The organism is Hyphomicrobium sp., from assembly GCF_051860585.1.
GTDB lineage: Bacteria > Pseudomonadota > Alphaproteobacteria > Rhizobiales > Hyphomicrobiaceae > Hyphomicrobium_C.
On record NZ_JBHYDS010000011.1, the window covers coordinates 22,104 to 37,571 of the forward strand.

Annotated in this window: 11 protein-coding genes; 8 read left to right on the forward strand and 3 right to left on the reverse strand. The window is 60.7% G+C overall.

Annotation, left to right across the window (positions count from 1 at the left end):
* The first annotated feature begins 32 nt into the window (after window positions 1-32).
* The 8 genes from ACTIFK_RS16295 (at window position 33) to ACTIFK_RS16330 (ending at window position 8,657) form a co-directional block, all read left to right on the forward strand.
* Complete coding sequence (locus ACTIFK_RS16295) at window positions 33-1,430, forward strand: DUF1254 domain-containing protein (RefSeq protein WP_439544065.1); 1,398 nt, start codon at window positions 33-35, stop codon at window positions 1,428-1,430.
* Between the two features lie 47 nt (window positions 1,431-1,477).
* Window positions 1,478-2,524: a DUF1254 domain-containing protein gene (locus ACTIFK_RS16300; protein ID WP_439544066.1), complete on the forward strand. Its 1,047-nt coding sequence runs from the start codon at window positions 1,478-1,480 to the stop codon at window positions 2,522-2,524.
* Window positions 2,525-2,534: 10 nt separating this feature from the next.
* On the forward strand, window positions 2,535-2,771 hold the full coding sequence (locus ACTIFK_RS16305) for a DUF3302 domain-containing protein (RefSeq protein WP_439544067.1): 237 nt from the start codon (window positions 2,535-2,537) through the stop codon (window positions 2,769-2,771).
* Window positions 2,768-3,709 (forward strand): HlyD family secretion protein, encoded by a 942-nt coding sequence (locus ACTIFK_RS16310; protein ID WP_439544068.1) that lies wholly within the window; start codon window positions 2,768-2,770, stop codon window positions 3,707-3,709. The genes ACTIFK_RS16305 and ACTIFK_RS16310 overlap by 4 nt, the downstream gene beginning before the upstream one ends.
* A 34-nt stretch (window positions 3,710-3,743) precedes the next feature.
* Window positions 3,744-5,036, forward strand: coding sequence for a DUF3300 domain-containing protein (locus tag ACTIFK_RS16315; protein ID WP_439544069.1), 1,293 nt, complete (start codon window positions 3,744-3,746; stop codon window positions 5,034-5,036).
* A 33-nt stretch (window positions 5,037-5,069) separates the two neighbouring features.
* Window positions 5,070-6,017, forward strand: coding sequence for a DUF2950 domain-containing protein (locus ACTIFK_RS16320; protein WP_439544070.1), 948 nt, complete (start codon window positions 5,070-5,072; stop codon window positions 6,015-6,017).
* Window positions 6,018-6,383: 366 nt separating this feature from the next.
* Window positions 6,384-7,409, forward strand: coding sequence for a helix-turn-helix domain-containing protein (locus ACTIFK_RS16325; RefSeq protein ID WP_439544071.1), 1,026 nt, complete (start codon window positions 6,384-6,386; stop codon window positions 7,407-7,409).
* Window positions 7,410-8,450: 1,041 nt separating this feature from the next.
* A complete protein-coding gene (locus ACTIFK_RS16330) occupies window positions 8,451-8,657 on the forward strand; it encodes a hypothetical protein (protein WP_439544072.1) in 207 nt (68 codons plus the stop codon).
* Window positions 8,658-9,697: 1,040 nt separating this feature from the next.
* Here the strand turns inward: ACTIFK_RS16330 and ACTIFK_RS16335 are convergent.
* The 3 genes from ACTIFK_RS16335 to ACTIFK_RS16345 all read right to left on the reverse strand — a co-directional run bounded on the left by ACTIFK_RS16335 (window position 9,698) and on the right by ACTIFK_RS16345 (window position 15,410).
* On the reverse strand, window positions 9,698-10,729 hold the full coding sequence (locus ACTIFK_RS16335; protein WP_439544073.1) for an IS110 family transposase: 1,032 nt from the start codon (window positions 10,727-10,729) through the stop codon (window positions 9,698-9,700).
* Window positions 10,730-10,863: 134 nt separating this feature from the next.
* Window positions 10,864-12,465, reverse strand: coding sequence for an alpha/beta hydrolase (locus ACTIFK_RS16340; RefSeq protein ID WP_439544074.1), 1,602 nt, complete (start codon window positions 12,463-12,465; stop codon window positions 10,864-10,866).
* Between the two features lie 26 nt (window positions 12,466-12,491).
* On the reverse strand, window positions 12,492-15,410 hold the full coding sequence (locus tag ACTIFK_RS16345) for a caspase family protein (protein ID WP_439544075.1): 2,919 nt from the start codon (window positions 15,408-15,410) through the stop codon (window positions 12,492-12,494).
* Window positions 15,411-15,468 lie beyond the last annotated feature (58 nt).

A 15,468-nucleotide genomic window follows, 5' to 3' on the forward strand; every position in this document is an offset into this window, starting at 1 on the left:
CCTTTTCTCGTCGGCGCAAAGTGGAGTGAGCCATGTCACAACGACTGATTTCTCTAACGCTTGCTATTGGGATCGGGCTCACGACGGCCGCGGACGCTCAGACCGCGTCGCCGGAGGACGCGCGGGCGATCGCAAAGGATGCCTACATCTACGGCTTCCCGATGGTCGAGAGCTACAAGACGCTCTACTCGCAGGCCGTCGATCAGGGCGGGCCGAACTTCAAGGCGCCGTTCAACAGCATCGGCAATACCGCAAACGTGTTCACGCCGAAGGACACGGCGATCATCACGCCAAATTCGGACACACCCTACTCATTCGTCTGGATGGATCTGCGGACCGAGCCGATCGTCCTGACGCTGCCGGAGATCGAACCTGAGCGCTACTACTCGGTCCAGCTGATCGATCTCTTCACGCAGAACTTCGCCTATCTCGGCAAGCGGACGACCGGCAGCGGCGGTGGCAATTTCCTGATCGCCGGTCCGACCTGGACCGGCGAGACGCCCGAAGGGATTACCAAGGTCGTCCACTGCGAAACCGAATTCGCATACGCGCTCTATCGCACGCAGCTCTTCGGACCCGACGACCTCGACAACGTCAAGCGCGTCCAGAGCGGCTATCAGGTGCGGCCACTGTCGGCATTTTTGAGCCAGGACGCGCCCTCTCCGGCCCCGTCGATCGATTGGCCCAAGCCGGATCTTGCCGCGATGACCACGACGCCGGCCCTCTTTCGCTACATGAGCTTCCTGCTCGACTTCGCACCCACCGATCCGTCGGAGGTGGATACTCTCGCGCGCTTCGCGAAGATTGGCGTCGGCGCAGGGCTTCCTTTCGACGAGAGCAAACTTTCGCCGGAGATGAGCAAGGCGCTGCAGGACGGCATCGCCGACGGCCAGAAGGAGTTCGCCGATTTCAAGACGGCGAAAATCGATACCAAGCAGGTGCATAGCAACGAGTTCTTCGGCACCCGCGCCTTCCTGAAAAACAATTATCTCTACCGGTATGCGGGCGCGAAACTTGGCATTTTCGGCAACTCGGGAGAGGAGGCGATCTACCCCGCCTATTTCGTGGATAGCACCGGCGCGCCGCTCAATGCGGCAACCAACCGGTACCTGCTCAGATTTGAGAAGGGACAGCTCCCACCCGCCAACGCCTTCTGGTCGGTGACCATGTACGACGGGAAGACCCAGCTCCTCGTCGACAATCCCCTCAATCGCTACCTCATCAACTCGCCGATGCTCGCGTCGCTCAAGCCCGACGCTGACGGCGGCCTGACCCTGTTCATCCAGAACCAATCTCCCGGCGCGGACAAGGAAAGCAACTGGCTCCCGGCTCCTGCCGGACCCTTCTACGTGGTCATGCGCATCTACATGCCGAAGCCGGAGGTCATCTCGGGCGCATGGAAGGAGCCGCCAATGACAAAGGCGGATTGAATGCCGGCTTACAATGTCACGACGTCAACGCAGCCATGGAGCGAACGATGCGCTGGTCCTTCAACGCCTACGTTGCAGCACTGCTCTTTTTTTCCGGTTCAGCCGCGCTCGCGGAGGATCAGCCGAAACCATCCGCGCCCGCCGAGCCCGTCACGGTCGACAACTTCGCCCGCGCGGAGTCGGACATGTATTTCGCCGGGCTGATCAAGGATAGTAGCGGCGGCATCGGGAAATTCTCGCATCGGCGCGAGCCGGCGCGGATCGACAATCAGACCGTCATCCGCCTCAACCGCGACACGCTTTATTCTTCGGCTGTGTTCGATCTCGACGCCGGGCCGGTGACGATCACGCTGCCCGATGCGGGCCAGCGTTTCATGTCTCTGCAGGTGATCAACGAAGATCACTACGTCCCGGACGTCTACTACGGCGCGGGGGCCTACACGCTCGATAAGGAGAAGGTGGGCACGCGTTATGTCGCCACCGCCATCCGTACGCTCGTCAATCCGGGAGATCCGAAAGACCTTGAGCAGGTTCATGCCCTGCAGGACGCCATTCAGGTCAAACAGGCCAGCGCCGGCGCGTTTGAAGCTCCAGCGTGGGACTCGGCCAGTCAGAAAAAAGTGCGCGACGCGTTGCTGGTGCTCGCCACCACGATCCCGGACTTCAAACTCGCATTCGGCAAGGAGGATGAGGTCGATCCCGTGCGTCACCTCATCGGAACGGCTGCGGGATGGGGAGGCAATCCCGACAAGGACGCGTTGTATCTCAACGTCACCCCGGCAAAGAATGACGGCACCACCGTCTACAAGCTCGATGTGAAGGATGTGCCTGTCGACGGTTTCTGGTCGGTGAGCCTCTACGATGCGAAGGGCTACTACGAGAAGAACGAATTCGACGCTTACACGATCAACAACATCACCGCGAAGAAGAGCGACGACGGCGCGATCGCCATCCAGTTCGGCGGCTGTGACGGCAAGATCCCGAACTGCCTACCGATCATGAAGGGCTGGAACTACACCGTGCGGCTCTATCGCCCACGCGCCGAAATCCTTGACGGCACGTGGACCTTCCCTGAACCGCAACCCGCAAGTTGAGGACACACCGATGTCGTTCATCGATTATTTCGCGGCCTTCATTCTCCTCATTCTGGTGCTGACCGGCGTCGCGGTCTTTGCCGGCCTCGGCATGGCGCCCGGACATATTGCAAAGACGCGAGGTCATCCCTGGGCGCAGGCGGTCGAGGTCGCGGGCTGGATTACGCTGATCTGCGGCTTTGTGCTGTGGCCGCTCGCCCTCGTGTGGGCGTTCGTCGACGCGCCGAGCAAGGGAGGCGCGAAATGATCGTCTTCCTGCTCAACCTCTATCTCGTGCTATTATTCCTGCTGGTCTGGTTCAAGATCGTTCCCTTCAACCTGTTCTGGAAGATTTCGCCGGTCCTCGTCCTGCTGTTGCTGCTGATCGGCCTGTTCATTCCCATGGGCTGGGGCGCGCCGTCTGGACCGGTGCTCGTCGCGCGCCATTCTGTCGAGATCGTGCCCGATGTCTCGGGCGAGATCATCGACGTTCCCGTCACCCCCAACACGCCACTTAAAGCGGGAGACGTCCTGTTCCGCATCGATCCGACTCCCTTCCAATCCCAGGTCGACACACTCGAATCGCAACTCAAGTTCTCGGAGCTGCGGCACGAGCAGATGACGACGTTGCAGCGCGGCGATGCCGGTCGCGCCTTCGATGTCCAGCAGCGCGAGTCGGAAGTCGAACAGCTCAAGGCGCAGCTCGCCGGCGCCAAATGGAACCTGGACAAAACGGTGGTGCGCGCTCCGGCCGACGGTTTTGTCACCAACGTGACCCTGCGCAAGGGCGCTCGCGTGGCGTCACTTCCACTCGCGCCCGTCATGGCCTTCATCGACACCTCGGAGACGATCATCGGCACCGAGATTTCCCAGATCGATGCCCGCTACATCGAACCCGGCCAAACCGTCGAAGTGACATTCAAATACTGGCCGGGCCACATCTTCCCCGGCAAGGTAGAGTCGATCCTTCAGGCCGTCTCGACCGGCCAGTTCAAGCCGACCGGCTTGGCGGTAACGCCTGCGGCCGTATCGGCAGCGCCATTCGTCGTCCGCATCAAGCTCGATGACGGGGACGTCACGAGCAAGCTTCCCGCCGGCAGCACCGGCGAGGCCGCGATTTTCACCGATCACGTCAAGGCGAGCCACATGATCCGGCGCGTTATGCTGCGCATGACGGCGATCCTCAATTACGTCAACCCGTTCTAGGGCCGTGTGGCCTCACATCATGGGAGCGAATGTCATGCTCAAGCGGCTCTCCATCTGGACGATGACCATCTTCGTTCTGGGCGCCATGACATGCGGCTTGGCGTCCGCGCAGGATGACAAGCTCAAGAAGGAGGAGCTGGATCAGCTGCTGGCTCCGATCGCGCTCTATCCCGATGACCTCCTCACCAACGTTCTCATGGCCTCGACCTATCCGCTCGATGTCGTGGCGGCGGATCGCTGGCGCCGGGAGCCCGCAACCGCCAAGCTCAAAGGCGATGCTCTGACAAAATCCCTTGAAGCCAAGGACTGGGACCCGAGCGTGAAGGCCCTCGTCCAGTTTCCGGACGTCCTCAAATCCATGAGCGACAAACTCGACTGGACGCAAAAGCTGGGCGACGCGTTCCTTGCGCAGCAAAGTGAGGTCATGGACGAAATCCAGTTCCTGCGTGCGAAAGCCGATGAGGCCGGCCACCTCAAGAGCACCAAGCAGCAGAAGGTCGTGAAGGAAACGGGCTCGGCCGCGCAGCCGGTCTACATTATTGAGCCCGCAACACCCGAAACGATCTACGTGCCCGTCTACCAGCCGGCCGTCGTCTACGGGCCCTGGTGGTATCCCGCCTATCCACCCTACTATTGGGGCTATCCGGGCGCCGCGTACGTGAACGGCTTCTTCTGGGGCGCGGGCGTTGCCGTTGCGACGGGTATCTGGGGCTGGAACCACTGCGACTGGCACCGCCACGACATCGATATCAACGTCAACAAGTGGAACAACATCAACGTCAACCGCACACGCATCGCCAACAACACCTGGGAGCATCGGCCGGATCATCGCGGCCCCGTCCCCTATCGCAACAAGGACGTGCGCGACAAGTTCAAGCAGGCCGACCGGGGTCCCATTGGCGACAAGGATTTCCGCGGACACGACAGATCGGACATTGAGAACCGGTTGAAGGCGACCGATCACGCCCGCATCGACGATCGGGCCGGAAACATCCGCGACAAGGGTCTCGATCGCGCGGGCGACGGCCCCGGCAAAATCAACAACCGTGCGGATGGCGCAAACAAGATCAAAGGCGGCGCTGGAGACCGCGCCGGCGCGAAAGATATCGGCAAGGCGGCCAACCGCGACATCGACCGCCCGAAAGCCCGCAAGCCGCCGCCGGCCGCGCTCAACGTGCAGCGCGGGGCCGACGTGCGGCGCAACGCGGATCGAGGTCGCGCAAGCCGGACCGCGATGGCAGGTCCACGCGGCGGCGGCGCGATCCAACGAGGCGGTGGGGGTGGCCGCCTCGGCGGCGGACACGGAGGCGGCGGCCGGCGCCGCTGATCGCCCCTAATGGAAAATTCAGTGGAGGCTCCCATGACCCTCGCCGCAACGATCGCCAGAACATTTTTTCTCAGCATCGCCGTCCCGGCCGCGGCACTTGCCTTCGTGTCCTGCGCAGCTTCGGCAGCGCCAACCAAACAGGCGACCTTCGCGTCGCCGCAAGAGGCCGCCGAGGCGCTCGTCGCGGCCGTGCGGTCGGGCGACGCGGCCGACATCGTCAAGGTGCTCGGACCGGACGGCCGCGCGATCGCGAGTTCGGGAGACGCCGTCGCCGACGCGTCCGCACGTGAGCGCTTCGTCGCGGCTTACGATGAACAGAACCAGATCCGGCAGGCGGGCGACGGCCCGCTGACACTCTACCTCGGCCATGACGACTATCCCTTTCCGCTGCCGCTGGTGTCGGCTGATGGCAAATGGCGCTTCGACACGGCAGCCGGCGCGGAAGAGATCCTCGACCGGCGCATCGGCGAGAATGAGCTGGCGGCGATCGAAGTGATGCGCGCGTACGTCGACGCACAGCGCGAATATGCCGAGACTGACTGGGACGGAAAGGGCGCGCAGTACGCCCGCCGCCTGCTGAGCCGGGAGAACGTGAAGGACGGTCTCTATTGGCCGACCGCGGAAGGCGAACCGGAAAGTCCCCTCGGCCCGCTTGTCGCCGAGGCCCGCGCGGAAGGGTATCGCAAGAAGAGAAGGGAACCCGAGCCCTACCACGGCTACCTCTTCCGGGTGTTGACCGCACAAGGCCCGCACGCCTCCGGCGGCGCGCGCACCTACATCGTCAACGGACGCATGATCGGCGGTTTTGCGCTCATCGCCACGCCGGCCGAATACGGAAATTCCGGCGTGAAGACCTTTGTCGTCGATCAGGACGGCGTCGTGTTCGAAAAGGACCTGGGCGAGAACACGCCCCCCGCGGCCAATAGCATCGAAGCCTTCAACCCCGAGAGCGGATGGTCGTCCGTATCGAACACAAAGTGATCGAAGCGCGCTGGAAACCGATGAAAGTGAGCCGGCAGCGCAGCCGCATCCTCCGCGGGCGCCGGCATGGCGCTGCTCAGCCCTGAGACCGAGACGGAACAGCAGTGTCCAACCCGCAGGTCGGGCTGTTGTTCTGCCGCGACTAATCGCTTGTTTTTGCTAGTGTATTTAGCGAATGGCGGTCCCTACGGGAGAACTAAGTCCAGTTCAAATCAATGAGTTAGGGTGGCAAACCCTCACTGGAGGCCACATTGATTTATTTGCTTTTTTAAATGCATTGGCAAACCGCATGCGCGGAGCGCCACGCGAGGCCTCGTGGATCGCGTCATTGCCGCTCGTTGGTGGCCAGAGGGTCGCGACCACGCAATGAGCACAAAAGAAAAGGCGTCTCCCGGCGCAACCGGGAAGCACACTCAGAACTCACTCAATGGTGCGTCGAATGTCTCTGCGGATATTTTCGTAGCAGACCATCCCCGTAAGAAGCGGCAGATCGACAAGGACGTTCCGATCGAGATCGTTCCGATCTTGGCGGGTGGATGCGTCGTAGGCCATCTCTGTCCCACAGAAAGGCCTCCAAAACGGAAGCTCAAGTACAAGCCCGGATCCCATCGTCGACGCGAGATTGAAAAGGTATTCAAACACCTGTTCCCCATAGAAGAAGGAGTCGTTCCAACACGCGCGGAAGCGCGCGCATTTGCCATTGTGATCGCCGATCACGCCACGCAAGCCGAAGCATTCGGTTGGATATCCAAGAACCTCGCCCTCGAACTGCCTCCCGATGAAGTCCTGGCTATCGTCACGAACGCGCGCATGCGCAGTTGGAAGGCTGATGAACTGGCGAAGTTCCTCGCCGTGACGAAGGAAATTCGCGACCAACTGCAACTGCGGACAATCGGAGCAACAGATTTTAACAAGCGGCAACGGATTGCGGATCGGAAGCGAAAAGCCCGATTGCGCATGCGCGCGGTACGCGCGCGACAGCAGGCCGGCAAGTCGCGACCGATTTCTGTTGCGGAGTCCAAACCGTGGGAGCTTGAAAACATTTCGCGCGCTTCGTGGTACCGCCGCAGGGCGGCCCGTATTGCGGCTGATGAGACTACCAGCGTGCGCAATACCAATAAAGAGAACCGTGCGCACAAAATCAGTCTCATAGCTGCAATATTGGAGGCCCTGGCAGACGGCGTGCGGAGCGTGCCCGAATTGAACCAAGCAACTGGATTCCCCTGCACAACCATCCGCCCAATTCTATCGCGCCTCAAAGCAGTTGGGATTGTCGACCAACCGCGCCACGGCCTCTGGCAGTCAAGCAAGCCGGCTGCGGGAGGCCCCCTGGCCGCCGCTCCAGATCGAAATACCGTATCGAAATACCGTATCGAAGGAGATGAAGCCTAGCGTCGACTGACAGTCTAGACGCCGCCAATGGACGTGCCCAGCACCTTCCTACCGCCGCTTCGCCCGTAGTTGCTTCGCCAAAAGACGTGGCGGCAGCCCTGCGGCGCGCCGCCAGCGCGACGTCGCTTCTAAATGCCCAACCGGACCCTCAAGTAGTCCCCTCAATCCGGCGGGTTGTCGGGCCGATCTTGGAAATCAATGTGGAAAACAAAATGACTAACCGACTACCAAACCAAATGCATGATCCGAACAGTCGGTCGGTTCGCCATCGGTAGGGACACCGCGAGCCCCCTCAACACGCGCGCAAGCGCTCACTTCTCGGAGGCGGGCGTCGTCCAGACATCCTGGGGATAGCAAGTCGACGATCTTTTGTGCAGCGAGCGAGAGCGAACTCATACTAGCCCGCAACGTCGCTGATAGCCGAAAGCATCATGCTGCTCGAACAATGGTGCAAAATGCTCCGACATCCGGCGCGTAACAGACAGCGAAAAACCGCTGGCTCCCACGGCCCCCAAGCAAGCAACGTGCTACATTCAGCGGATCCCGTGCGGCTGGTCAGCAATCGAGGCTGCGACAATCCGACATGATTTTGCATGAGACAAAAATTCTGGAATCGGGGTGTATTGACGGCAAGCTTGGGAGCCGTGCGTGACACACGGTGTTTCGCGATGCTCTCGAAGCGATGAACGACCCGCCATCGGCGGGTTTTTTTTGCCTCGCTACCCTGACTATCTCAATAAAACCCGCCTGTTCGGCGGGTTTTTGTTTTTGGAGAACAAACCATGCGTCTGAAGGAACTTTATTTCTTGCCGCCCCGCCATGCAGCAACTCTGCTGGAGCTTCCAGTCAGCGTCCTAAACAAATTGCGCATTGATAGCCGTGGGCCGAAGTGCATCAAGATCGGCCGGCAGGTCCTGTACCCCCTACACGATCTCTTGAATTGGCTTCCAACAGAGCGCCGAAAAGCTCGCAAGTATTTCAGCATTTGAGCGTCCCGCAAGCCAAATAGAATTCTGAGGCACCCGCACAAAAAGGGATGGAATGTACAAAGGCGTTAGATGGATCGTGGACATTACGTACCACTCAGAGGCTGGTGACGTCGACGTTCGCCATCATCTGATGGAGCTGAAAGATCTGCATAATGTTGTCGAAGCAGGGCCGGATTGGCACTGCCTCAAAGGCATCGCGGTTTCGCTCGCCCGCCCTCCAGGCCAAGGGATCAAGACGCTGGAGGCCGCTGACGAATGATCGCTTGGGCGCGGCAGCTGTTGCGTTGCCGCGCTTGCTCTTTCGCCCCCTCCGCAAGGCAAGTTCTGCTAATGCCTGCTTGTCACCAGTATGCAGACACGGCGTGCCGACGGAACGTATGCGTCGTTAATTGGCCGCCTATGTCGGTCCAGGGACGATGCGGTCGTACGCAGCTTCCGCAAGCAAGAAAGGGAAGTGTGGCCTCAGTTTGGACCTCACCAAATAAGCGGACCACCCGCGTCTGCCCGCCACGACCGCACCGACTGTTCGCCGCTTCGTTATGCCAAGCCGAAAGCGAATGCTGCCGGGGGTGACAGTCTCGCTGTAGGCGTGAAGCTCAAAGCGAGACGGTTGATCACTTCGAGGCCGGCACCGAACCCGAAGAGGACCTCGCTCGTTGTCGCAACGGCGATGCGACCGGAACACCGCCAAAGCGAATTTCGAAACTCTCGTCGGATAATTCGCGAAGGTTGACGACGTCCAATTGTGAAATCCGGGAGCGATGCGGAGCTGAATAGAGCGTCTGCTCGCAGCGGCCGAGGAGGCGCACCGTCGTCTTGATCGGCTTACGTCCGCTCAGGACTTCGATGTGCCGACCCCGTGTCGAGCGCCGACTTCTATTGATGGGGCGATCGCGGTCATACGCAACGTCCGCTTTGCCGAGGAAGCAGACGCCGGAGAGATAGCTCTCGCACTTGCTTGCGCTCGGCGGTCGGATGTCGGCATTCCATCGCAAAGCGGACGTGGGAGATACGACTCGGTGGGCCATGTGTGGACGGCTCCGGGCTGTCAAGGGTTTGGTCACGTAGCAGTGTTGGTCGGAGCAGCCATGTGTTCGGCCTTTGAGTGCGGCTCACAGGGCCGCTGGCCATAATGCCCTCCGCGGATCAGGTCCCGGTCAAAAGCTCGCATTCGAAGATGCTCTGGCCCAAGTGGGTTGTCCTGATCACCGGATCGACCGGTTCTGCATTACGTGCTGTCTGCCCTTTCCAACCGTTTCATCACGCCGTTGCCGGCGCGATCTCGCTAGCGTCGCGGCCCTATCGAGCCAATGCGACGGGTTCCCTGTAGCTCTCGCCCTTGGCCATCATGGCCCAGGCCATACGTGCGATCTTGTTGGCGAGCGCGATCGCCGCGACTTTCGTCGGTCGGCGCTCGAGAAGTTTTGCAAGCCACGGGCGATGTTTGGTGCCGTGGATCCTGGCGTAGCGGATCACGGCCAGTGCGCCCGCACAGAAGAGCGAGCGCAGATAGCGATCGCCCTGCTTGGTGATGCTGCCGAGCTTCTCTTTGCCACCGCTGGAGTTCTGTTTCGGCACCAGACCGACCCATGCCGAGAAGTCGCGGCCGGATCGGAACGCCTTCGGATCGGCAACGCTCGCGACCAGTGCGGTTGCGAGTGCAGGACCGACGCCGGGGAGTTCGTCGAGCCGGCGGCTTGTCTCGTTCGAGCGATGCCAGGCGTTGATCTGGCGGTCGAACTCCAGGATCTGAGCTTTGAACTTGCTGAGCAGCGCACCCAGGGCTTCGAGACACGCACGCGCGACCTCGGGAATACGCTCGTCCCTTTCATCGGCAACGGTGTAGAGCAACTCCTCCACGCCGTTGCGTCCGACCGGCGCCACGATACCGAACTCGGCCAGATGGGCGCGGATGGTGTTGATGACCGCAGTCTGCTGCCGGATGAAGAGGTGTCGCGTACGATGAAGCATTAGGCAGCTCTGCTGCTCGGTCGTTTTGGTCGGCACGAAGCGCATGCTCGGCCGCTGCACCGCCTCACAGATGGCCTCGGCATCGGCAGCACCGTTCTTCTGGCGTTTGACATAGGGCTTCACGTAGGCCGGGGGCATGAGCCGCACGGTATGCCCGAGGGCCTGCAGCTCGCGCGACCAATGATGCGACGTGGCACAGGCCTCAATGCCAACTAGGCAGGGCGGCAGCTTCTTGAAGAACGCGAGCACGTACCGGCGCTTCAGCTGTCGGCCGACAACAACGCTGCCCTGCGCATCGACCCCATGAACCTGAAAGACAGACTTTGCGATGTCGAGGCCAACGACTGTGATTGCCTGCATGATGAGCTCCTCCGGATCCTGGTCGCCTCATCGGCAACCGATTCCAAGGCGCTTGCGCGCCCCGTGAGGAGCCGTCCACAGCATCAAAAGCGGAAGCGACTAGCTCAGCCTCGCCACTCAGAAAGTGAGCTGGCTTATTTCGGCGCGATGACGGCCTTAGGCGGTTCGTTGCGATAGCGCCAGAATGCGGCTGCGCCCTGCTCAATACGCTCCATCATCGTTCCGCGAGCGTCGGGTGGATGGGTGCCGTCCATCAAGAGCACGCCGAGGTCCTGAAGGAGTGCAGCCTTTTCGGCGAATCCGCTGTGGTTCAAGCCAAAGAACTCCGTGCTTGTCGCCGTTACGTCAATCGTCTCCACGCCGGCGACAACAAGAGGAGTCGAAGGTGGGGCCGGGACGTCACCAGCACGCGCAACGCCGCCCGCAACGGTCCGAGAAGCGATAAGGGCTTTATCGCTCGAAGACGCGTAAAGGGTCACCCCTTGCGCAAAACTACCCAGATTGGTCGCGAGCGTCTCGAACACATCCCGGTCGATATCCGGCGCCGCGAGAATAATTTGGGAAACGACAGCACCGCCCTTAAGTCCGCCGGCGAGTTGAATCTTTTCAAGAGTGCGCAAGAGCGCCGCGTTGCCCATGCTGTGCGCGATAAGATGGACCTTTGTGGCTTTCGACTGCGTCGCCACCAGCTCGATGAAGTTGCGCAAGTAGTCGACGGACTGGTCAGCACTGTCCTTGTCGTATAGGTAGCCGGTCAATCCGCCGCCAGAGGGCCAGCTATAGAGGAAAGGTACACCGTCGAAGCCTATATCGTAGGCGATCTGGGCCGTGCGATAGAGGGCATTTTCGAACGAGACGTTGTAGCCGTGCACAAAGATGAAGGCTTGGTCCTTGAACGTTTGTGACGCGCCAAGCTGCTGTCGAACCGCCTCGATAAATTTCTCGCGACTGAGAACGCCGATGTCTTGGATTGTAAAGTGTCGCCGCGGATCTTCGCTCAGCTCCAGTAGGGTGACGCCGAAAATCGAAAGCGCCCAGGGTCTTTCAATTATTGCCCGGTAATGGTCCTTGGGAATCGTAACAAGGGCTTTTCCTAGAACGAGGGCGCGCGCTCGCGCGCCAGCGAAAGATGCGCGCTCCGTTCCCGACGCTTGTTTGCGGTCGGTGCCGAAGAACACTGGGACGGCGTCGTAAGGCTCGTCTGCCGCTTCGTCAACGCCGGGGACCGGCCCTCTTTCGACCAACGCGTCATCGGGGCTGGACGATCCGCTGGCGTTAAGCTGGCTCGCCATGGCCTCATCGGTTTCAGCTTGGTCTCCGTCACCTCGCAGGCGGTGGACCAGCGCGCGCTCCTGATAAGCGGAGGCAAGCTTTGGATCGAGGGTGATCGCGTGCGCAAGCTCGGCGAGCGCACGGTCCACATCGCCGGCCAGTCGCAACACCAAAGCCTTGGCGACATATGACCTCGCTTTATTCGGATCGAGCGCGATTGCCTTGTCCGAGTCGGAAATTGCACTGTCGATCTTCCCCAGCTCGGCGTAGGCGCGTGCCCGGAACAAGTGGGCCTCGACAAGCCGTTCGCTGGCTGTGTCGCCCGCGACGATGATTTCCGTGCAAGCTTGTACTCTTGTCGAAAGCTCGCCGCTTTCGCAGTCCTGCAAAACGTCCGCGCTGCCAACCGAGCTCACGGCGAGCCAGACGATCAGCGCAAGAAGGCCAGAAGGTCGGCGCAGCATTTGCAATCTCCCCACGCACGTTACGACTATGGCGGCGGCGACCGCTGCACACGGGCAAGCAAAAGATCGGGGACCGCGAGCGGCATGTTGACTGTCGGCGTTTGGCGATTGGCGGTCAGGTCTCTGACGCGCTCCTTGACGTACGTCTGCAGCATCGACGTCGTAATGTAGTCGCGATCGCGATATTCGGCTGCCCCGTTTATCCCTTCGACGACGGCCTTCGTGAAGGCTCCGTTTTTCCAGATTGCGGTTTCCAGAGAATTCTGCTTTCCGGTCGACGAAGCATACACGATGACGCCCATGGACGGCTGGCTTACTTGACTGACGAAACCGATCACGTCCATCGGCACAAGTCCTGGGCCGAATATTCCGCCAGCGCGACAGGTATCGACAAAAAGCACCCTGCTGCCGACAATGCGCTTCAAGGCGGAGAGCAACTCGACGTAAGAGAGCGCAGTGTTCGGGAGCTGGGAGAGATTGGCGTCACGGGGTAGAAAATAGTAAATCCCGTCGCGGGTATCCAAACCGTGACCGGCAAGGAAGACCATTCCAATGTCTGTCGGGCCGACCATCTTTGTCAGCCAGTCAAGTCCGCTGCGCATTCCTTCCAGAGTCGCCTCTTGGTTCGTAATGATTTTTGAAACCACGTCGACGAACGCTTTGTCTTTTTGCTGCACGACGGCGCTTACGAAGTCAGAGGCGTCCTTGGCGGGAAAGCTAAGTTTCAATTTCTTGTTGGCGTATTCGCTGACGCCGATGGCCAGCACATAGACTTTGCGTTTTTCAGCAGCGATGCCGGCTTGCTCGCCTGTCCATTTGAGGCGGACAGATGCCGGCTCGCTCGTCGAGAATCGATTGCTTGCAAAGAGCACCACTTCGCTATCCCGTTGCGGAACGATGATCTTGCGTTCGCCGATGACCTCATTGCCCGCGCCGAGAGGAGGCGCCTCAAAAGTTCCGAGCGGATGGTCATCACTGCGTATGATGACCTCGTTTATGGGCTCACCCGATGGCGCTCGCAGACGGTAACGCAGGACGACCTCGGGGCTGTTGATGCTTGCTCCGTTCTGAGGCTCCAGTATCTCGATGACCGGCGGCAGCAGCTCGGCGAAGTCCCGTTGCTTTTCCTCTCGGCCGCCTTCCGCGTTCGCTTCGCGAATTGCCTGAGCTTCGTCCAGAGCAGCGAGGGTCTTCACGACGATGCTTGGCTTGTAGTACTTGTCTCTGAAGCGTCCGACCGAAAAGAAATCCGCGGAATTATCGCGGCCGCGATTGACCTGCCACCCAACAAGCGAGTCGCCGCCTACGGACGACATGAAGTATCCGGATGGTGTCCAAGCGACCCAGCGCGCTCCGTCCGGATGTGGGAAGAAGGCCAGCAGTTCGGTCCCGGTGTCCATCGCGTACCAGCGGATGGTGCCGTCTCCGAGCGCGGCAACGACCAGCCGGTTGTCAGCGGTGGCCACCAAACCGCGAGCGGCGAAAGGAAGTTGAGTCGACCATAGAACCTTCGCTTCCGCATCGTAGCGTATGATGCGCCACGCGGTTCCCAAGAGAAGCGTCTTTGCGTCCGCCGCAAAGGTCAGGGACAAAGCCTGTTCCAGGGTTTTCAGCGGCAAAGGAATGCCGTTGAGCGTTGGCTCGTAGCTTCGGCTCCAGTTGCGCACGTCGAGATCGGGCACATTGGTGACAGGAGAGGTCATCTCGATGTCGGCGGGTCCGTCGCCCTTCTCGATCACGCGGTCCAACAGAGAGAAGTACGCCGGCTCTGCACCAGATGGCTCGTAGGCGAACCGAATGGCAGTTCCGTCACGCGATACGGAAAGTCGGTCACCGACCTCGGTGTAATCAGCGACCTTGAGCCGCCGTTCCGTCGTCAACTTGTCGTTGGGTCCGATGAGCCCGATGTAGGGAACCTCGCTCGTGAAAGCCAATCCCCCGGTCGAGATGCCCGTCATACGCATGATTTGATTGGAGGGGCCCGGGATATCGAGCGGTCGCCCCCTGCCGCCGTCCGCCCAGCGGCGGAATGGAAAGCGATTCCCCTTTTGCCAGGTGCCTCCCGCATACAGCGACTTGCCGTCGGGCGACCACACGACACGCCACAAGGCACCATTGTCGACCCCACGCACGTCGGGACTGAACAGATCGGTCAGGTCGGTCGCGGAGATGACGTCGACCGCTGCGTGCCAGCGCTCTTCGGATTTTATGGACTCGTCATATGCGACGGCAAGCTGCGTCCCGTCCGGCGAGAAGCTTACGCCATCGGGCCGGCGACCCTCGCGCATGGTGCGGCTGGCGATCAGTTTGAAATTGCTGTCGTAGAGGCGAATCTTGCCATCGTAGCAGGATGTGACGAGCCGGCCGGTCGGGTCGAACTCAACCCATACGCTGTTCGAGCCATAGTCACGATCCTCGAACGCGAGGGAATAGTCGCTTGTCCGATAGACACGCAGGCCCTTTCCCGCCTTCAGCGCGAACGCAAAATACTTCCCATCTTTGGAGTAGGCAATGTGGTTGGCCCGATGCGGCAAATCGCAGACGGACTTGCGCATGTCGCCCACTTTGACGTCGATCACGTAGAAGCACCAGGGGCCGTCCACTCCGGCCCAGGCGCCCGTCCAGCCGGTTGTGATCAGCGTGTTGCCGTCAGGAGAGAATTCGACCGCGTACACCGCGCCTTCGTTGCCTTTGCCAACCGGCAGACGGATCGTGCGCGTCGGCTCCAGCTTCGGAATGGACCAGATGCGGACGGTCTGGTCATAGGCCGCGGTCGCCAGATGCGTGCCATCGGCGCTCGACGCGAGACCGAGAATAATGCCGGTGTGATCGCCTGTTTCGATTCGGAGTTTGGGATCCGGAACGACGTCCTGCGCCGGCGCAAAGCTTGTCCAAGCGCTTAATAAAAGCCCAATCAGAATGGTCTTAAGAGGAGAATTACGCAACCATGACCCCCGTGGCGTTGGCGATGAGCCTACGCGAACCCGCAAACGGACGATGCTC

What these genes read in the sequence shown, in the direction of transcription:
- ACTIFK_RS16295 (WP_439544065.1), top strand. Translation starts at nt 33, where the DNA reads ATGTCACAACGACTGATTTCTCTAACGCTTGCTATTGGGATCGGGCTC.
- ACTIFK_RS16300 (WP_439544066.1), top strand. Translation starts at nt 1,478, where the DNA reads ATGCGCTGGTCCTTCAACGCCTACGTTGCAGCACTGCTCTTTTTTTCC.
- ACTIFK_RS16305 (WP_439544067.1), top strand. Translation starts at nt 2,535, where the DNA reads ATGTCGTTCATCGATTATTTCGCGGCCTTCATTCTCCTCATTCTGGTG.
- ACTIFK_RS16310 (WP_439544068.1), top strand. Translation starts at nt 2,768, where the DNA reads ATGATCGTCTTCCTGCTCAACCTCTATCTCGTGCTATTATTCCTGCTG.
- ACTIFK_RS16315 (WP_439544069.1), top strand. Translation starts at nt 3,744, where the DNA reads ATGCTCAAGCGGCTCTCCATCTGGACGATGACCATCTTCGTTCTGGGC.
- ACTIFK_RS16320 (WP_439544070.1), top strand. Translation starts at nt 5,070, where the DNA reads ATGACCCTCGCCGCAACGATCGCCAGAACATTTTTTCTCAGCATCGCC.
- ACTIFK_RS16325 (WP_439544071.1), top strand. Translation starts at nt 6,384, where the DNA reads ATGAGCACAAAAGAAAAGGCGTCTCCCGGCGCAACCGGGAAGCACACT.
- ACTIFK_RS16330 (WP_439544072.1), top strand. Translation starts at nt 8,451, where the DNA reads ATGTACAAAGGCGTTAGATGGATCGTGGACATTACGTACCACTCAGAG.
- ACTIFK_RS16335 (WP_439544073.1), bottom strand. Translation starts at nt 10,729, where the DNA reads ATGCAGGCAATCACAGTCGTTGGCCTCGACATCGCAAAGTCTGTCTTT.
- ACTIFK_RS16340 (WP_439544074.1), bottom strand. Translation starts at nt 12,465, where the DNA reads ATGCTGCGCCGACCTTCTGGCCTTCTTGCGCTGATCGTCTGGCTCGCC.